Annotated in this window: 18 protein-coding genes and 1 pseudogene; 8 read left to right on the forward strand and 11 right to left on the reverse strand. The window is 61.6% G+C overall.

Annotated features, from left to right (window positions below):
- Nucleotides 1-239 precede the first annotated feature (239 nt).
- Entirely contained in the window at nt 240-2,066 is a 1,827-nt protein-coding gene (locus tag GO014_RS14445; protein ID WP_157291016.1) for an ATP-binding cassette domain-containing protein, read from the forward strand.
- 6 nt (nt 2,067-2,072) lie between these two features.
- Here GO014_RS14445 and GO014_RS14450 read toward each other — a convergent pair whose 3' ends face one another.
- Entirely contained in the window at nt 2,073-3,122 is a 1,050-nt protein-coding gene (locus GO014_RS14450; protein WP_343030972.1) for a LacI family transcriptional regulator, read from the reverse strand.
- A 507-nt stretch (nt 3,123-3,629) separates the two neighbouring features.
- Between GO014_RS14450 and GO014_RS14455 the strand changes: the two genes are divergently transcribed.
- Nucleotides 3,630-3,845, forward strand: coding sequence for a hypothetical protein (locus GO014_RS14455; RefSeq protein WP_116587949.1), 216 nt, complete (start codon nt 3,630-3,632; stop codon nt 3,843-3,845).
- 55 nt (nt 3,846-3,900) lie between these two features.
- On the opposite strand, the gene GO014_RS14460 is transcribed toward GO014_RS14455, so the two are convergent.
- The 5 genes from GO014_RS14460 to GO014_RS14480 are packed head-to-tail and all read right to left on the reverse strand — an operon-like array spanning nt 3,901 to nt 6,697.
- Nucleotides 3,901-4,101 (reverse strand): hypothetical protein, encoded by a 201-nt coding sequence (locus GO014_RS14460; protein WP_116587948.1) that lies wholly within the window; start codon nt 4,099-4,101, stop codon nt 3,901-3,903.
- Nucleotides 4,094-4,243: a hypothetical protein gene (locus GO014_RS14465; RefSeq protein WP_157291017.1), complete on the reverse strand. Its 150-nt coding sequence runs from the start codon at nt 4,241-4,243 to the stop codon at nt 4,094-4,096. The genes GO014_RS14460 and GO014_RS14465 overlap by 8 nt, the downstream gene beginning before the upstream one ends.
- Before the next feature lie 56 nt (nt 4,244-4,299).
- Nucleotides 4,300-4,866 carry a phosphonate metabolism protein/1,5-bisphosphokinase (PRPP-forming) PhnN gene (phnN, locus tag GO014_RS14470; RefSeq protein ID WP_157291018.1) on the reverse strand — a complete coding sequence of 189 codons (567 nt, stop codon included), beginning with the start codon at nt 4,864-4,866 and terminating at the stop codon, nt 4,300-4,302.
- The gene (locus GO014_RS14475) at nt 4,863-5,999 is read right to left on the reverse strand and encodes an alpha-D-ribose 1-methylphosphonate 5-triphosphate diphosphatase (RefSeq protein WP_343030973.1); all 1,137 of its coding nucleotides are present in this window, start codon (nt 5,997-5,999) and stop codon (nt 4,863-4,865) included. The genes phnN and GO014_RS14475 overlap by 4 nt, the downstream gene beginning before the upstream one ends.
- Before the next feature lie 5 nt (nt 6,000-6,004).
- A complete protein-coding gene (locus tag GO014_RS14480; RefSeq protein WP_157291019.1) occupies nt 6,005-6,697 on the reverse strand; it encodes a DUF1045 domain-containing protein in 693 nt (230 codons plus the stop codon).
- Between the two features lie 123 nt (nt 6,698-6,820).
- Between GO014_RS14480 and GO014_RS14485 the strand changes: the two genes are divergently transcribed.
- From GO014_RS14485 to GO014_RS14495, 3 genes and pseudogenes are all read left to right on the forward strand, one after another.
- Complete coding sequence (locus GO014_RS14485; RefSeq protein ID WP_157291020.1) at nt 6,821-8,074, forward strand: glycerate kinase type-2 family protein; 1,254 nt, start codon at nt 6,821-6,823, stop codon at nt 8,072-8,074.
- Nucleotides 8,075-8,134: 60 nt separating this feature from the next.
- Nucleotides 8,135-8,496, forward strand: a pseudogene (locus GO014_RS14490) (VOC family protein).
- Nucleotides 8,497-8,583: 87 nt separating this feature from the next.
- On the forward strand, nt 8,584-9,522 hold the full coding sequence (locus tag GO014_RS14495) for a Gfo/Idh/MocA family protein (protein WP_157291021.1): 939 nt from the start codon (nt 8,584-8,586) through the stop codon (nt 9,520-9,522).
- A 106-nt stretch (nt 9,523-9,628) separates the two neighbouring features.
- Here GO014_RS14495 and GO014_RS14500 read toward each other — a convergent pair whose 3' ends face one another.
- Nucleotides 9,629-10,390: a DUF1365 domain-containing protein gene (locus GO014_RS14500; protein WP_157291022.1), complete on the reverse strand. Its 762-nt coding sequence runs from the start codon at nt 10,388-10,390 to the stop codon at nt 9,629-9,631.
- Nucleotides 10,387-11,736, reverse strand: coding sequence for an NAD(P)/FAD-dependent oxidoreductase (locus GO014_RS14505; RefSeq protein ID WP_157291023.1), 1,350 nt, complete (start codon nt 11,734-11,736; stop codon nt 10,387-10,389). Before GO014_RS14505 ends, GO014_RS14500 begins: the two co-directional genes overlap by 4 nt.
- Before the next feature lie 215 nt (nt 11,737-11,951).
- Between GO014_RS14505 and GO014_RS14510 the strand changes: the two genes are divergently transcribed.
- Genes GO014_RS14510 through GO014_RS14520 form a run of 3 tightly spaced genes read left to right on the forward strand, consistent with a single transcriptional unit; the run spans nt 11,952 to nt 13,625 of the window.
- On the forward strand, nt 11,952-12,554 hold the full coding sequence (locus GO014_RS14510) for an RNA polymerase sigma factor (protein WP_343030974.1): 603 nt from the start codon (nt 11,952-11,954) through the stop codon (nt 12,552-12,554).
- A complete protein-coding gene (locus GO014_RS14515; protein ID WP_157291024.1) occupies nt 12,551-13,198 on the forward strand; it encodes a ChrR family anti-sigma-E factor in 648 nt (215 codons plus the stop codon). The genes GO014_RS14510 and GO014_RS14515 overlap by 4 nt, the downstream gene beginning before the upstream one ends.
- 10 nt (nt 13,199-13,208) lie before the next feature.
- Nucleotides 13,209-13,625 carry a DUF2177 family protein gene (locus GO014_RS14520; RefSeq protein WP_179952982.1) on the forward strand — a complete coding sequence of 139 codons (417 nt, stop codon included), beginning with the start codon at nt 13,209-13,211 and terminating at the stop codon, nt 13,623-13,625.
- Here GO014_RS14520 and GO014_RS14525 read toward each other — a convergent pair.
- From GO014_RS14525 to GO014_RS14535, 3 genes are all read right to left on the reverse strand, one after another.
- Entirely contained in the window at nt 13,622-14,452 is an 831-nt protein-coding gene (locus GO014_RS14525; RefSeq protein ID WP_157291025.1) for an SDR family NAD(P)-dependent oxidoreductase, read from the reverse strand. The two genes, GO014_RS14520 and GO014_RS14525, sit on opposite strands and share 4 nt — an antisense overlap.
- A 422-nt stretch (nt 14,453-14,874) precedes the next feature.
- The gene (locus GO014_RS14530) at nt 14,875-15,501 is read right to left on the reverse strand and encodes a hypothetical protein (RefSeq protein ID WP_157291026.1); all 627 of its coding nucleotides are present in this window, start codon (nt 15,499-15,501) and stop codon (nt 14,875-14,877) included.
- Nucleotides 15,502-15,685: 184 nt separating this feature from the next.
- Nucleotides 15,686-17,839, reverse strand: coding sequence for a hypothetical protein (locus GO014_RS14535; protein ID WP_157291027.1), 2,154 nt, complete (start codon nt 17,837-17,839; stop codon nt 15,686-15,688).
- Between the last annotated feature and the right edge of the window lie 754 nt (nt 17,840-18,593).

Genomic DNA, 18,593 nt, shown 5'->3' on the forward strand with positions numbered 1-18,593 from the left:
AAATATGAGTTTGACAATCATATTTTAGCGTGGTTGAGTGCGTCCATGGCGCTGCGACCCCTAGGGGCCTGTGGGTCCGAGCGCCAGAACATGACGGGGCTTGCTGCTACCGTCTCCCCGGGCCGGCCAGGATCCTCAACGTCCTGACCGGCCTTTTTTGAATCATGGTTTTGCGTTGCCTGCCAATTGATCTGGCTCCGCCCCTATGATCTATCCGGGGCGAATTGACCGGACACGACATGGCCCAGCCCCCACTTCTCTCCCTGCAGAATATTCAGCTCACTTTTGGCGGCACGCAGCTGCTGGAAGCAGCCGAACTGATTGTCTCCCCGGGGCAACGCATTGCGCTTGTGGGGCGCAACGGCTCGGGCAAGTCGACACTGCTCAAAATCGCATCGGGTGACGTGACCCATGACAAGGGCGTGCGTTTCGTCGAGCCCAGTGCCACCCTGCGCTACCTGCCGCAGGAACCGGACCTTTCGGCCTATGCAACGACGCTGGCCTATGTTGAGGCCGGCCTCGGGCCGGGCGATGACGAGTATCGCGCGCAGTATCTGTTGAGCTCGCTCGGTCTGACCGGAGAAGAAGACCCGAAGAACCTGTCGGGCGGGGAAGGCCGCCGCGCGGCGCTGGCCCGCGTGCTGGCGCCTAGGCCCGATGTGCTGCTGCTGGACGAGCCGACAAACCATCTTGACCTGCCGGCCATCGAATGGCTGCAGGCCGAACTGGATTCGCTGCGCTCGGCCCTCGTGCTGATCAGCCACGACCGGCGTTTCCTCAGCGATTTGACGCGATCCACCGTGTGGCTGGACCGAGGTGTGACGCGCCGCCTCGACAAGGGTTTTTTTCATTTCGAGGGCTGGCGCGACCAGGTGCTGGAAGAAGAAGAACGCGACCGCCACAAGCTTGATCGCCAAATCGTGCGCGAAGAGCATTGGCTGCGCTATGGTGTCACCGCGCGGCGCAAGCGCAATGTCGGGCGGCTCGAACGGCTGGCTAGCTTGCGGCAGGACCGGCGCGAGCAAAGGCGCGTGACCGGTTCGGTCAACATGCAGGTGAGCGAGGGACGCACCTCGGGCGCGCTGGTGGTCGAGGCCGAGAATATTTCCAAGTCCTTTGGGCCGCGCGTCATCGTCGGAGATTTTTCGACGCGCGTCCTACGCGGCGACCGAATAGGTATTGTTGGTCCCAACGGCGCCGGCAAGACCACGCTCATCAAGATGCTCACCGGCCTCGACAAGCCGGACAGCGGCAAGATCAAGCTGGGCTCGGCCCTGGAACTGGCTATGCTCGATCAGGGTCGCGCCAAGCTGCAGCCCGAAACGCGCCTTAAGGAAGCGCTGACCGGGGGCGGCTCGGATACCTTGCAGATCAACGGCCAGCCCAAGCATGTCGTTGGCTATATGAAGGACTTCCTGTTCGGCCCCGAACAGGCCAACACTCCGATCGGCAAACTGTCGGGTGGCGAGCGCGCGCGCGTGGCGCTGGCCCGGGCGCTGGCCTTGCCCTCCAATTTCCTGGTGTTGGACGAGCCGACCAACGACCTCGACCTCGAGACCCTAGACCTGCTCGAGGAAATGGTTTCGGACTATGCAGGAACGGTCATCGTGGTCAGCCATGACCGCGACTTCCTAGACCGCGTTGCCACTTCGGTGATCATCGCCGAGGGGGAAGGCGTCTGGACAGAATATGCCGGAGGCTATTCCGACATGGTGATCCAGCGTGGCGAGGGCGTCACGGCCCGCGAACCGGCCCTCAAGACGCATCGCGCCGGCAAGACCAGCCTGAACCAGACATCACTGGCGGCCTCGGCAGCAGCGCCCAAGCGCAAGCTAAGTTTCAAGGAAAAGCACGCGCTTGAAACCCTTCCCAAGGATATCGAGAAACTCGATAGCGAGATTGACGCGCTCAACACGGCGCTGGCGGAGGCCAATTTCTACACCCGTGACCCCGCTGGCTTCGCGGCCAAGTCCAAAGCGCTGGAAGCCACCATCGCCCGAAAGGCGAAAGCCGAGGAACAGTGGCTGGAACTCGAAATGCTGCGCGAGGAGCTCGAAGGCTCGTAGGCCGGATCAATCATCCTGCCAGTCAAAAACTGGCTGGGCCATGAACTGCAGACCTTCGGTTTCCCCGGCAATACGACGAAGCAGCAGGCTGCCCAGATTGCGGCCCGCAGCGACAAAATCTTCCGGCACGGTTTCAGCTCCCGGCTGGAACTGGGCGAACATGGAGGAGGATTGCTTGGTCACGACATGGGCGGTCTGGCCCACCACCAGACCCGCATCTGTCAATCCGCCAGTTACCGCCAGGGCCGAAACTTCCGAAGCGCAGACATAGCCATCAGGCCCGTCGGGCCGCTTGGCGCGCTTGATGACGTAGTTGCGGATGGCATCGGTCGGGCTGCCCAGATTGACGTCTGCGGCAAACTCGAAGGTGATACCGGCCTCGCGGGCGGCCCGTTCCATGCCGGCTTTCAAATGCTCGGTATAGGTGAGCGCGCTTTCGGGGAGTACGATCGAGACCTTGCGGCAGCCCTTGGCGGCCAGGCGCAGCGTGGCGCCGTAGGCATAGGCCTCATTGTCGTAATCGGCAAAGGGGTGCGGCTCCGGCCATCGGCTGCGGCCATGGCTGACAAAGGGGAAGTCATTGTCGAGCAGGAAGCGGATGCGCTCGTCGAAGGCCTCCGCCTTGGAAAATATCACGCCATCGGCCATGCGGTTACGCACGATGTGCTGGATCGGCTCGATGGGTTCCACATTTCGGAATAACGGCGTGATGACCAAGTGATAGCTGGTGTTGCGCAGCGCCTCGGTAATGCCGGTAACAAGACTCGTGCCGAAGCCATAGATCTGCTCGTCCGGCTCGAGGATGAGCGAGATGACATTGGTGCGGCCGGTCTTCAGGCGCAGGGCCGCCCGATCCGGCATATAGCCAATTTCAGCAGCGATCTTCTGCACGCGGTCGCGCGTTTCCTGAGCTAATTCGGGTGCATTATTGAGGGCGCGAGAAATGGTTGTGACCGCCAACCCTGTCATTTGTGCGATGGTCTTGAGCGTGGGCTTGCCCGATGGCTTTACGCCCCGCTTGCCGCGCGAGGCGGGCGGTACTTCTTCCTGCGACACCAATGTTCCCCTCAGACCCGCCGGAAACCGGCGGGGACGCCTAATCGGTAAAGAACATCAGATTGCGGGGTTCGAAGCAAGACGCATGCACTTGCGATTTAACATGACTAGTGTTATCATGTTTTAGTGGGCCGAGACTTTTCGGGCAGGGTTTTGCGCGATTATCGGCAAATACGCATAAAGGTGCACTGGCAAAACCTGACCGCGTTCCCTATCTTGCCATGGCGCCGCCGCATTGGCGTGCCAAATAAGCGTTCAACACCCGCAAGGAGAGGAATGACGATGACGACATCGAAGACCTTCACGATCCATGCCATGTGTTCGACCGTAGTAACCTGCATGCGAATTTCCAAACGCTGGCAAGGGTCCTGTCGCTCAAAACGAATGTGATCTGATCCGTCACATCCTCGTCTCACAAAACCGATAGACCCCGCGCTGCCAGCCCTCGGATCACCTTCAAAATGAAGGAATCCGTGTTGGTCGGACGCGCAAGTGGAGTTTCCACCTATGCAGGAAAATAATCTGAACAGGGCCGAAAAGCTCAGGCCCATTGTGATCGAAGTTGCCGGAGAACCACAGGGCGTGGTTGTGCCGGATGCCGAAGGCTACAGGTTTGTGGCGGTCAAGCTGCCGGCCTTTGCCATGGACGGCAAGCGCTTCCCCTCTGTCGAGACCGCCCATCTGGCGATCAGCCGCGCCGTCGCCGACGGCGAGGCAGCATAGTAAAGCCGGTGGCACCACCACCGGCTTTTTCGTTTTTGGACCGAAAGCTTAGCCGTCAATCATCATTGGTTGCGTTCAACTCCGAAGGCCGACGCCCTTCCGCCATTGGCAGATCCGGATCTAGGGCGGCCTCTACCGCCGACGCCAGCGCATCGACATCTACCCGTGAGGCGCCGGAAGCCGCCTGTCGTTCCAGTTCGGATGCCAAGGCCGTGATGATCGCCTGATGCCGCAGTTCTGCGCTATCCTTAGCCATTCCCATCAATCGAAATCCCCTGCTCATCAACCCGCACCTCTATGCCCGGCTGGGCCTGTTGCTGCTGATAGGTATAAATGCCAAAGGCGACCAATGCGATGACCAGAATGGCGATCACGCCGTAAAGGCTGTTGCGGGACAAGAGTATCTCCTGACGCTTGAATGGATTGTGCTCAACGCGTAGCGACCCCAATCGGTTCAATCTTCTGCAATGCGGCGCAGCGCCATGACAAAAGCAGTGACCCCGATGCCGATAGAGCTCGAATTATCGATCACCACAGGCTCGATATCGGCGGGCAGAGCTGCCCCTTCGCGCGCAAGGCGCGCGACGATCTGGTCGCGGTTTTCGCGCCCCCGTTTTGACAGGCGCGCGGCGCGCAAAGAAATCTCCGCGGAAATCTGAATGACCCGGCAAAGCGGATATTTAGCAATCGCCTCAGGCACGGCGTGGCGCGAGATATTGGCAATGACCACGCGGCCCAGCGCCAGATCGGTATCGACGCCAATAGGTAGAGCGTAATCCAGCCCATGGGCCTGCCAGGTCAGGGCGAACCGGCCGGCTTTCCTGGCCCGGGCGAAGTCTTCGCGTTCAAGGCTGATATGGTCCTCAAGATCAATATCGGCGGGTCTGGTCACCAGCCGCCGCACGAAACTGAAGCGCTTGTCGCCGTCCAGCGCCTGGCGGGCACCGCCGATCAGAGTGTCCTTGCCGACCCCGGACGGGCCAATAACCAGAACCAGCACTCCAGGGGGACGTTCGCTCAACTCACACGCCGCCCTTCACGCCAGACGCCGCGAACCACGGGCAGAGGCGCCTGCGCTGCAACCCGCACCAGATCGGCCCGCTTGCCCGTCACGATTTCCCCCCGATCCTCGAGCCCGGCCGCCCGCGCCGGATTGGCCGTTACAGTCGCGAGCGCGGCCGGCAAGGCAAGACCTTCAATGCGCTGCGGCAGCAGGAATACAGCCTGCAACAGGGCAAAGGGTACATAGTCGGAGCTGAGAATGTCCAGCAGGCCAGCTTCCACCAGATCGGTGGCCGAAATATTTCCCGAATGGGATTTGCCGCGTACCACATTGGGGGCGCCCATCAAAATCGCCAGCCCCGCTTCATGCGCGGCGGACGCCGCTTCGAGCGTGGTGGGGAATTCAGCGATGGCCACACCGTCCGCCTCGGCCTCCTCGACATGGGCCAGGGTCGCATCGTCATGGCTGGCCAGGGCAATCCCCATGGCGCGGGCGCGCGAAACGATCGCCTGTCGATTGGGGGTAGAATAACGCTTGTGTTCGGCTAGGCGCGCTTCAAGGTAAGATTGCAATTCCTCGGGGCTGCGGCCCATCTGCTTGGCATAGAAACGCTTATAGGCATCAAGAGAACGGAATTGGCGCTGCCCCGGCGTGTGGTCCATGACCGAGGCCAACCGCGTCGTCGGATGGTTTGCCAGCGCGTCGAAGTGATCGACCACATCGTGGCTTGGCAATTCGCAGCGCAGATGAATGAAGTGCTCGGCCCGCAGCCACCCAGCGGCACCACCGGCCCTGACCGCATCAACCAGATGCCGGGCATGGGACAGCATGTCAGGCAGGTCATTATCCGACCCGATCCGCACCGCGTCAAACACAGTGGTAATACCCGAGCCGGCGATCTGCACATCATGAGCTTGGAGCGCGGCAAGCGGATCCCAGAAGACTCCTGGGCGCGGCCGATAATGGTTCTCCAGATGGTCGGTGTGCAATTCGACCAGTCCGGGAATGAGAAAGTCGCCCTCGATATCGTCGCCGACACGACTGGACCCGGCGTCGATCTCGGCGATCCTGCCATCGCGCATCACGATGCTGCCCCGGATCACTTGGTCCGGCAGGACAATCTGCGCGTTGGAGAATACCGTTTCGGACACCGGCCTCAGCCTCCCAGCAGAAAGTCGGCGATGCGGTCGAAGGGCAATTTGTTTTCCTTCTCGTGGAACAGGGTCAGTCGATCGAGCGTGACCGGGTCGTTGAGAATCGGCCCGAACCAGGTGTGTGCAGCCTGCAGCACTTCATCGTGCTCGGCTGCCGAAAGGCGGTCGGTCAGGGTCATGTGGAAACGGAACTGATCAAAGACATAGGGATAGCCATAGGCGTCGAGCAGCTCTTCCTGGCGTGGCGTCAGGCCACGGGCCGCCCGCTCGGCGCGGTCACGCGGCTTGAGCGGCGCCCGGAAAGGGTCGAAAAGCTCGACCACGGTGGCAGCGAAATCCTGCAATTGGGCATTATTCGCTTCTTCGGGCATCAGGGCCAGGAAGCCGTCGAGCGAGGCGATCCGGAGCTTGCCCAGGGGCACGGTTGGCAGCTCGCCTGCCGCTTCCTTCATAGCGGCGCGCAGGCTCTCTTCGCTTTGGCCCGGGGCAAGCGCCATTGGCGGTTTGAGCGTGGCGTGAAAACCATAGCGGCCGGCAGATTGGGTAAGATTGAGCAGGCGGGTCCGCTCCATTCCGGCAACGGCGCCATCGTAGGACACCCCGGAGGCAGGGTCGCGGCCAAGCCAGACCGCAGCGCGCTCCCAGAGAAGGTCAGTGACCGCGGGGGCGTAGTATATTGCGAATCTCTGCGACATGGGACCTCCTGAACGCGGAGCTAATGGACCTATATGGCGGGCGTTTGACAAGTCACGGGACTGGACAAATGCATTTCCGGTGGCGACAAGGTGCCACCCGGCAACCCAGAAGACAGCAATCCCATGGACCGCTCACTGCTCGAACGCCTGTTTCGCCAAGCCGTTGCACAGGCCCAGCCAGCCCTGGCCGTCGAACGCCACTTGCCAGCGCCGCCCAAGGGCCGCACCGTGGTGATCGGGGCCGGCAAGGCATCGGCGCAGATGGCCAAGGCATTCGAGACGGCCTGGTCCGGCGACATCTCCGGCCTGGTAGTCACCCGTTATGGCTACGCCGAGGCCTGTGAACGCATTGAGATTGTCGAAGCGGCCCATCCCGTGCCCGATCAGGCCGGGCAAATGGCTGCGCAGAGATTGCTTGCGCTGGTTTCCGGGCTCACTGCAGATGATCTGGTGGTGGCTCTGATTTCGGGCGGTGGCTCTTCCCTGCTGCCCGCTCCCGCACAAGGCCTGGACCTCGAAGATGAACAGGCGATCAACCGGGCGCTGCTGGCTTCCGGAGCCCCGATCGGCGTGATGAACCTGATCCGTAACCAGTTCTCCCTTATCAAGGGCGGGCGCCTCGCGGCCGCAGCGGCGCCGGCGCGGGTAGCAACGCTGGTGGTGTCCGATGTGCCGGGCGATGATCCGGCACTGGTAGCCTCCGGCCCCACGCTGCCTCTGTCCGGTGGACGGGCCGCAGCGCGCCGGCTGGCAACGCTCTACCGTCTCGACCTGCCCGAAGCGGCGCGGCGTCTGCTGGAGAGTGAAGATAATCTGCCGCCGGAACCGAGCGACCCAGGCTTTGCTGGCAACAGCGTGGTCACCATTGCCTCGGCCGCCCTGTCGCTGGAGGCTGCCGCCGGTATGGCGCGCCAGGCTGGGGTCGAAGCGGCCATCCTGTCCGATTCCATCGAGGGTGAAGCGCGCGATGTGGCGCAGGTGCATGCGGCGCTGGCCAAGGAAATTGCCGCACGCAACCGCCCCTTCCACAAGCCGATAGTGTTGCTATCGGGCGGCGAAACGACCGTGACGCTGCGCGGCAAGGGGCGCGGCGGCCGCAATGGTGAATTTCTGCTCGCGCTGGCCATCGCACTGGATGGGACAGACGGGGTCTCCGCCCTGGCCGGCGATACCGATGGCATTGACGGTTCGGAAGACAATGCGGGGGCTTTTGTCGACGGCACGACGGCATGGCGCATGCGCGAAGCCGGTATCGACCCGCAGGCGGCACTGGCTAATAATGATGCCTATACGGCCTTCGAGGCCATCGGCGACCTCTTCATCACCGGCCCCACCGGCACCAATGTAAATGACTTCCGTGCCATTATCATTCGCTGAACCTGCCTTTTGACCGTCGCCTTGCCATGCCATGCTGGCCTCGAAGTGAGGGGTGCGGGCATGGCAAGCGTGACCGGCATTGGTGGCATCTTTTTTCGGGCCCGCGACACCCGCGCGCTGGGGCAATGGTACGAGACCATCTGGGCATCACCGAGTTCTGGACCCAGCAGGCGGGCTTCACTGTCTTTTCGCCTTTCAAGCAAAGCAGCGATCACTTTCCCGCTGACAAGCAGTGGATGATCAATATGCGTGTCGATGATCTGGAAGGCTTGATGGCGCAGCTCAAGGCGGCGGGCATTGCCATCGAAACGCGGCCGGATGAATGGGACAGTGCTGAGACCGGGCGGTTTGCCCGGATTCACGACCTCGAGGGCAATCCCATCGAGCTGTGGGAGCCGCCCAAACCGGCACCCACCGCATAAAAATCATACTTTTATCGCTTGGAGGTCTTGGCAGACGCTGGCAAGACCTGCTCTATAGCCGCGTTTTTGCTGCAGGGGAGTTCTGGCATGGCCAAGCGCAAGATCGCCATTATCGGCGTGGGCAAGATCGCGGTGGACCAGCACATACCGGTGATCGAGGCGTCCGAGGATTTCGAGCTGGCTGCGACCGTCTCCTCGCGCGGCGTGGCGCATGGTGACCTGCCGGTATTCCGCACACCAGCCGAACTCTATTCGGCCATGCCGGAAGTGGGTCTGGTGTCGATCTGCACGCCCCCTGGCGTGCGCCATTCGCTGGTGCGCGAGGCACTCGATGCGGGCAGGGATGTGATGATGGAAAAGCCACCCACCACCACGATTTCGGAGCTGGACGACATTGTCGCGCATGCTGCACGACTCGACCGCGTGCTGTTCCAGACTTGGCACAGCCAGTACAACGCTGCCGTTGACCGTGCCAAGGCTATCCTTTCCGATCAGGGCGTCAGTAAAGTCCGTATCGAGTGGCGCGAGAGCGTCCGCAAATGGCATCCCGGCCAGGACTGGGTGTGGGAGCCAGGTGGTTTTGGCGTTTGCGACCCCGGTATCAATGCCTATTCGATCTTCACCAAGATCATGCCGTTCCCGGTTTTTGTCGACAGCGCGCGGCTGATCTTCCCGGCCAATCGGCAGACGCCTGTCGATGTGGAGGTCCAGTTCAAGTCCGGCCAGCCGCATCGGCCCGAAATGTCTTCGGGATTCAACTGGCTTGAAGATAGCGGGGAAATCTGGACCATTCAGGTGACCACAGGCACCGGCGACGATCTCAAGCTCGAACACGGCGGCCGCACCTTGCGCATCAATGGCGAGGTGGTGCTCGAACATGGCGACGAAGAGTATGCCGGCATTTATGAGCGCTTCGCCGATCTGCTCGACGCCCGCGCATCTGATGTCGACGCCGCCCCGCTCAAGCTGATGAGCGACGTGTTCTTCCTTGGTGCCCGCGAGAACGGCCCTGACTTTGAATGGTAGGCGCAAGAGCGGTTTTGCCGTTGCGTTGAAACGCTGAAACCGATCCAAGTCCTCGTATTGTGACGTTTTAGATCCGCGAACCGTTGCGACTTTTGCTGGAAACGCTCTAGCCCTGCGGCTCGGTGGTCCGGGGCGGGCGGGGTTGCTGCCGCGTCTTGCGGTCGGTGTGCCAGCGGATACGGATGCCTTTGGCGATCAGGCGCAGCGCTTCGAAGTGAATACTCGCCGTGACCTTGAGGGTCATCAGCGGGTGGGTCACGAAAAGGCGCATCAGCTTGGCGTCGGTCAGCTCATGCCGGTCCCCTGTGAAGGCGGCATAAAGCAAGGGCCGGTCGTCCTGGGTTTCATGGATCGCGATGCGGACCTTGTCGCCCGGCGGAGTCAGGCGGAATTCGTAGCGGCAATTCATGTCGATAAAGGGCGAGACGTAGAACGCCTTGTCCGCAACCTGGTCGGCACTGGCGGGCAGCACATAGCTATGACGCTCGCGAAACGTGTTGTGCACTTCGTAGATTGTGGCTAGAGGCCGACCCGATGCATCGTCGCAGAACCAGACGGTTAGTGGATTGAACACATAGCCCAAGATGCGCGGATAGCAGAGCAGGCGCACACGCCCGGCCGGGCCGAGCCCCTCGCTGGCAAGGTGCCGGTTGACCCAGTCGCGTAAGGCTAGGCCGTCCCCGTGGTCGGCGTCGCTAAAGGAGAAAAGGGCCCGGCGGTTGTGGCCGAACCATTTCAGCCTGTTCAGCACAGGCAATTCATCGAGATCAATAAGCAGCGAAAAGACCCGATAGCGCAGATGGTGCTTTTTCGGGCGGTGCCGCTGATGCACCACATGGCCGACATAAATGGCCGAGTTCAGGATCATGCCACCAGCGCCGCCTCGGCAGGGGCCAGCGTGATCCGGCCCGAGGGATTGGGCACGGTCCAGGGGCGCGGCAGCGAACCCATGGCCTCGGCAGCGGCGAGGCCTGACTGCAATCCATCTTCGTGAAAGCCGCGACCGAAGTGGGCGCCTGCAAAAAAGGTGCGGTTCTGCCCCTGGATCTGCCAGAGATTGTCCTGGGCATGGATGGCCGCGCTATCGAACAAGGGGTGGGTATATTCGAAGCGCGCAATCTCCTGCTGCGGGTCGGCCGGCGGATTGAGCGTGACGAACAGATCGCGCCCCTCAAGGCTCTGCAGCCGGTTCATCCAGTAGCTCACGCAAAGCTGATTCTCGGACGAAATGTGATCGGTCGAGATGTAGTTCCAGCAACACCACACCTTGCGGCGGCGCGGCATATAGGTCGCATCGGCGTGCAACACGGCCGTGTTCGTGGTGTAGGAGAACGCCCCGAGCAATTCGCGTTCCTGTGCACTGGGTGCATCGAGCATGGACAGCGCCTGATCGGCATGGGTAGCGATCAAAATAGCGTCGAATTGATCGACCTGACCGGTACGGGCGGTGACAGTGACACCGGCGGCGTCACGAACCACCCTGGCGACGGGCGTGGAGAGCCGTAGCTGACCGTCAAAATCCTGCAGCAGCGCACCCACATAGGCCCGGCTCCCTCCAGCGACAGTGCGCCAATTTGGGCGTTCCCACAATTGCAGCAGGCCGTGACTCTCAAAGAAGCGGACGAAGGCAAACAGGGGATAGGCGCGAATGTCCTCGGCCTTGGACGACCAGATCGCCGCCGCCATGGGCAGCAAATGCCCCTCTACGAAGGAGCGTGAATAGCGTTGAGCCCGCAGATATTCATCCAGCGTCAGGCCGCGCATATCGGGCTGAAGCAGCGCCTTGGGCGCTTCGCGGTAAAAGCGCAGCAAGTCCCGAAACAGGCTCCAGAAGCGCGGACGGAAGGCGTTGCGGCGCTGCGCGAGCATGCCTGAAAGCCCTTCTCCACAATATTCAAACGTTCCGCGATCAAGCGAGGCGGCAAAGGACATTTCAGTAGGGATGCTACCGACCCCTAGATGGGCCAGCATGGCCTGGAAGTTGGGATAATTCTTATCGTTGTAAACGATAAAGCCCGTATCGACCGGGCCTGTCCCTGGAACGTCGATGGTGTTGGCATGACCCCCGGGGCGAGCATCGGCCTCATAGAGGACCACATCGTGGCTCTTGGAGAGCAACCAGGCCGCCGACAGGCCGGAAACGCCGCTGCCAACAACTGCAATACGCTGACGCGTGGCGGGCGAGCCTGAGAATCCTGTGGCAGCGTGATACATGCTTTATGTCCTGAGTGTTTGCTTCTGTTACGTCTGCGCAGCAAGCATGGATCAACCACGGGGAAACATTTTTCGTAAGGGGTCTATGATCGTTTTTTTGTATCCCCCATGATCCACCCGACGCAGGTCGGCGTATCTTGGGCATGTCACTTGCGATTTACCCACTTGCCGGACCATGCGAGGATGCTGTCAGACCACAGCGCCGCCGCCTTGCCGTGCCCGCGCCAGAACAGGGCCAGAATCGCATGACGCATCGGACAGACGCCGCCGCACCACCAGCCGAGACGGGCGCGCAAATCGTAGCGATCGCCGCCCGCGCCGACATGGCGGCGTTTGAAGCGCTTTTCAAGGATTTCAGCCCGCGCGTACGCGCTTATCTGCTGAAGCTCACACGGGACGGCCAGGCCGCCGAGGATCTGATGCAGGAGACCATGCTGGCGATCTGGCGCAAGGCTGGGCAATTCGACCCGGAACGCGGCCAGGCTTCCGCCTGGATTTTCACCATTGCCCGCAATATTTGGATCGACGCCTGGCGCAAGCAGAAACGACCGGCCTTTGATCCCGACGATCCGGCGCTGGTACCGCCGCCCGGACCCAACGCACCGGACCTGCTGGAACAAAAGCAGAGCGGCGCAGCGTTGCATGAGGCGCTCAAGACCCTGCCGCAAGAACAGGTGGAGCTGATCCGCCTTTCATTTTTCGACGAAGACTCGCACAGCACCATCGCCGCCCGTACCGGGCTGCCAATTGGCACCGTGAAATCACGCATCAGACTGGCCTTCGGACGCCTTCGAACGGCGTTGGAGGAGATAAAATGAACATTCGACACCATCTCAACGACGATCTGCTGCTAGACTATGCCGCAGGCAGACTTTCCGAGGGCTGGTCTTTGGCTGTTGCCTGCCATCTGGCCATGTGCCCGCAATGTCGCGAGCAATTGGCATTGGCCGAAGCCACTGCCGGGGTCATGCTTGAAGAATTGGCGCCCGTTGAAGGGCCTGATGACAGCTGGGAACAGCTTAAAGCGCGTCTGGTGACGGCCCCGCAAGACAATGCAACACCTATTCGGCGTCCGAGTTCGGCGACGCTGCCCGAGCCGCTGCGGGGCTATCTGGGCGGTGACCTCGATACCATCAAATGGCGCAATCTGGGCAATGCCAAGCAGGTGCTGATCAAGACCGGCGACCCAACCACCCAGGCCCGGCTGCTGTGCATCGCCGCCGGCAAACCGGTGCCCGAGCACAGCCATGGCGGGCGCGAGCTGACCGTGGTGCTAAAGGGCAGTTTCCACGACGAGGTCGACCGCTTCGGCCCCGGCGATATCGAGGATGCCGATGGCTCGCTCACCCATCAGCCGGTGGCGGACGAGCACGAAGATTGTATCTGCCTGGCCATTACCGATGCGCCGCTGAAATTCTCCAGCCGCCTGGTGCGTCTGGTGCAGCCTATCCTGGGGATTTGAGGAGACAGAGATGTTCGGCTTTTCGTTGCTGACGGTGCTGGCTGCCTATGGCGGTACGGCGCTGGTGTTCTTCGGTATCGACTTCCTCTGGCTGACGGTGCTGGGCATCGGGTTTTACCGGGCCGAAATTGGTGATCTCCTGCTCGACCAGCCCAACCTGCTGCCGGCGGCGCTGTTCTACCTGTTCTATGTCGCCGGGCTGGTGGGCTTTGCCATTCTGCCCGCGCTCAATGCCGGAAGCTGGCTCTGGGCGCTGCTGGCCGGGGTGGCGCTGGGGCTGTTGGCCTATGGCACCTATGACATGACCAACCTGTCGACCCTCAAGGGCTGGAGCCTCAATATCAGCGTGATCGACATGGCCTGGGGCGGGTTCCTGTCGGGCATTTCGGCCCTGGCCGGATATTGGGTGGCCAAGCTCACCACCTAGCCCCGGATCCGCGCGGTGATGGCGAAGGCCAGGGGGTGCGGCAGCACGCCGAGGAGCTTGAGCGGCCAGATCAGGCGGCGGGGGAAGGCGATCTCGAAGCTTTTGCCATCGAGCCCCTTGAGAATGCGATCGGCCGCCTCGTCGGGCTCCATCAGGCCGGGCATGGCGAAATCATTCTTGTCGGTGAGCGGAGTGCGCACGAAACCGGGGGTGACCAGACGCACATCGACCCTGGGTGATAATTCGCTGCGCAGCGACTGGGCAAGGCTGACAATGCCGGCCTTGGTGGCCGAATAGACCTGGCCATTGGGGAGGCCGAATATAGCCGAGGCCGAGCCGAACAACACCAATTGCCCGCCCGGGCGAAGATGCTCGGCACCGATCTGGGCGACGTTGAAGGTGCCGGTGAGATTGACCTCGAACACTTTTGCCGCCTGTTCCGGATCGGCCTTGCTGACCGGGCCGGGATCATAGATGGCGGCGGTGGTAACAATGCGATCGAACGGACCATGCAGGGCTGCGGCCTCTTCGAGACTGGCCCGGTCGATGGCGTCGGCCGTAACGGCGTGATGGCCGGGGCCGATCCGCGCCAGCGCGGCATCGAGCGCGTCCTGGTTGCGGCCCGAGATGACCACCAGGGCGCCGCGCGCCGCGTAGGCCTTGGCCATGGCCTCGCCAATGCCGCTCGACCCGCCAATGATCCAGATCTTTTCGTTGCTCGCCACTACGCTGAACTCCTGTCTTGTGCCTGTAAGCAGATACGTCAGGCCGGTCAGGATGGATGCAATGGAGCGGGAAGAAAAGCCGGGACGTGCGGGCGTGGCCATTCGAACGCGGTTCGAATGGTTATTGCTGCAGTGTCGCCATTCGAGCGTAGCTCTCCTGGCCTGCCTTCCTAAAATCTCTCCACCGGAGAGATTTTGCCTGACGGCACGTCAGGCAGATCCGGAGACAGATTGCGTCTCGGATAGTTTTTTTAAGAGACGAAACCTGTCTCCGGAGCCGGATTTCTATTGGAGTTGTCGTCCCCTTTGATCGCTCGTCGCAGGGTGGCGCGCATCCAACCCGCGGGTGATGCGCCCACCCGCGACCGGCTCTCCCCTGCTTCAGTCGCATGCTGACTGCCCGTGCGGGGAGATGGCGCTAGAATAATCGCGGTCTGCCTTGCGGGGATTACTTTTCTTGCGAGGGAATGCTCTCGCCTCCAATCGTCCCACCGGAACGATTGGCCCTGTGGGACGGCTCGAAGTTAATCGAGGCTCAGAAGACGGGGATTGTTTTCCGCGATGGCATCGGGCTCGACGCAATCCGGGGGCACGGGCGGGCCGATGCGGGCGGCGCGGCCGGCCGCAAAACCCAGCTCATAGGCCTGGTTGCGGCGCGCCACGATCATCTTGCCCAGTTTGTCGCGCAAATCCTGCCCGCGCGGGCCGACCGGGGCCGTGGTGGGTTGCGGTTTCAGCCGCCTGACCGGCGCGGTGCCGCCAGCGAGCCGCCAGCACCAGCAGTTTTCGCCCACGCTCCAGAACGTGTGGCAGCGCTCGTAATGTTCCAATTGCGCCAGCACCTGGCCCAGTTGCACGCAGAGCCCGCCGAGATCAGGCGCCGCCACCGGCAGCCGGTCGCGGGACGCCCGAAACGGCGCGCATTCGGCGATCAGCCCTTCGGCCAGCACGCGCACGGTTTCGGACAAGTCCTGCCGCCCGCGCCGCGTGGCCAAGGCCGAAACATCCTTGTGCAGCGCGGCAAGACGCAGAACTAGGGCTTCGTGCCGGGTGGCTAGGCTCAGTGTGGGTGGCTGGCCATTGCGCCGCGCGGCCCGAATTTCCTGCGCGGATCGGGCCGGGTGGGTGTCGGGAGGGGGATTTTTGAACACTGCTTACTCTTGTCGGGAGGGGGGTGGACGACAGGAGAGGATAAGCGGGGGTGGCGGGGCGGGGATTAGTTTTGATTTGTCTGCTTTGCGACCCCGTTGCGGGTGTTCCAAGAAAGCCTAGCTGATCTCCATAAGCAGACATTCGACTAGCTGCAATCTCCGGGCAAACGGCTCGAAGACACCTTCAGCGGAACCCCTGACTTGCGGCTTCGCCTATCGTCTCGGGCGATATCAGGTCCGCGATTTCCTCCAGAAGTGGCCGCAATTTCCCATGGTCGGATTGCGCCATGCCCCGCTCGATTTCCGAAGACCAGTGACCTTTTCGGTACAGGGAAGCAGCGCGCCCGCGAATTTCCACGGCCGCACGGTCGCGCACTTTTTTGTCCGGCAACTCGCCGGCCGCCACGCGCGCAGTAATGCGCTCCTTCAGGCGGACAACCACAGTGTCGTCGTCGACGAGAAGTGTGAGCGTCGCAAGCCCGTAGACCGACCGCTGTAGGATTGCCCAGCCGGTCTGGTGACGACCCGCCTTGAACGTCCAAGACAGCAGCATCTCGCCGATGTCGTCGGCAAGCTCCGGGCAACCGCGCGTGCGCGCATCCACCGCCGCTTCGAACAACGCCTCGGTCATCCGAAAACTCTCGACGAATCTTACAGTGTCTTCGTCATCCGGCACCCAGGACAAGACCGCAATCAGCCAAGCCGCGTGATGTCGCAGTTTCTCCTGTATATGCGCGTTACAGGCGGTGGCGTTCGACACAGCAATCAGCATCTTCGTAACCGCCGTGATCCAGTGGATCATGTCGAACGTGAATTGCGATCGCTTTTCGATGGCGTGAACGAGAAGGTCTTTCTCGGTCTGATACATGCCATCCGCCCATTCTTCCAAATTTTCGATGACCTGCCGGGCATTCACATCTCCCGCCGGGGCCTCCGCGACAGCGTTGACGAGCTGGGAGAGTCGCATCGTGAGCCCCTGCGCACTCGTGGCTGAGTAGTAGGGCGCAAGATAGATGCTGTGGATGCTCATCAACGGCGCGTCCGGCAGTGCCATGAGCAGCTCGGCGATCAGCTTCATGCTGCTGCGTATGTCCTGCGCTGCGAATTGGACACCCTGCGACTTTGTCACCAACAGGTCGAAGCTTAGGCGCGCGAGCTGTTCAACCCCGGTGGACGTGACGGGTCGGTAATCCTCGCGCGCCACCCCGGCGCATGAAATAATGCCGATCTTCTGCACCAGCGTTGTGATGCCGTGCGGGCCTTCTGCTGCAAGCAGCATGTCGGCGCATCGCCCCATCAGCCGCACGCCTTCCATGAGTACGTCTGGCATGTTGTGCGGCGCAATCCGCTCGACTGCCCCGGTGAGGTATCCGGCCGCCAGATGCGCGTGGGTCTTTGACGCGTGCGGGCTCGCATAATCGATTGCCAGATACACCCGCACGAGCTCGGCCATCGCCTGCAGCGTTTGTTCGGTCTGCTGTTCGTCGCCGCGTGCAACCCCTATGCGCGCCATCTGCCGCAGCTGTTCAAGCGTATTGTTGATGAACCCATCCGAGTAGAGCGGGTTGTCTAGCATGACCTGGTAGGCAAAGAAGGTCTTTCCCTTCGTTTCAACATAAGCGCTGTTAATCGCAATTATTGCGTTCATTGCTAGAGCGCTGACCTCATGGTCGCCTTGCTCGGCATAGCGGCTCGCAAACGACACCGCATAGCGAACACCCTGCTGTGCTCCTTCGGTCCAACCTGGATTGGCCTGAAAGTATGCCGTGCGCGCCAGGTCATGTTGAGGCGAGCCGGAATCAATTCGTTGCGTCCGCGCGCCATTCGATAACAGTGGCGCCGCCCGTCGCGCTCGTCTCGCCCACGCTTGCATCTCGCGCTGCGTCCGCCGAACGACCATATTGAGTTGCCGCACCGGGTTCACCAAGCTCAGCGCGCGGCGGTAGCCATAGAGAAACAGCCAAAGGACCATTGCAGTGCCCCACAGGGCCGCAAACACGACGATGCCCACCCGCTGCGGCTCTAGGACAAGAGATAGGCCGCCAATTGCCACCGCGAGGAGAAATGTCGCCGCAAACGCGCCTAAAAGCTTCTGATCAGCGCTGAGCCTGCGGAATAGGCCATGCGGCATCCTCTCGATATTGACCTGCATCGCGAACAGCACAAGCGACGACACGATAGCCGCTGCCCCAATCAGCGCGCCGCCGATGGTGAGGAACAGCGACCTGAACAATGCGAGGCGTGCTTCTGTTGCGAAGTTTGGTTCCAGTAGCCCCTGAAGCGCCGGAACCCAGAAAGCGCTGACGCCAATCAACACAAGCAGCAAAATCGCCGCCACCGCCGATCCATGCCGAAGTCGCCAGACCAGGAGCCTACCACGTGCAACATAAAGCTTCTGCCAAAGTACTGCCCTAAGATGGACCGATCTGGACGCCGCCCACCTAGCATTCTTCTCGAGTCGTCGCGTGGCCAAGCGGAAACCGACTCGCAGTCTCCTCCAGATCATCTTGGCGCTTCTCATCAGTCGCTCAAATAGCATCGCCACCCTCTACATTGGTGCCGCAGCAGGGACGGCTAATAGAGCACAGTCGGACGCACCTGTCCGCGCGCGGTGTGACGAAATACAAGACATTGTTTGAGCAAATTTGCGAACTTGCGTCAGATTGTCTGCAGGTTCTTCCAACAGCAGACAGTTACCTTCCCACCCCGTAACTGTCGGTTGCAATAACGTGTGGCCAGTTGTCTGAGATCGGGTACTGATGGACGATGTCGGGGCAGTGGAGCCAGCTGGTATAGTGCCCTGGGCTCAAGGCCGAGGGTGACGGCTGGTGAAGGTGGCAGGTGCGCAGCAGTGGAAGTGGCGCCGTGTATTCTTTCTAGGGGATACCCCCACCTAACCCGGCCATTCGAGCATGGCTCTCACGGCCTTCTTACCTAAAATCGCTCCACTGGAGCGATTTTTGTTGATTGCCACCGAGATCTGACCCTCTAGGGGCAGAAGTTTTCACTGAGAATTGACCCATGTTTTGATCGTCCCCTGGCTGTTGGTCGGGGGATCCAGGAGTGATCGACATGGCGTTATTGAGCGTAAT

This window comes from Devosia marina (assembly GCF_009758415.1).
Lineage (GTDB): Bacteria > Pseudomonadota > Alphaproteobacteria > Rhizobiales > Devosiaceae > Devosia > Devosia marina.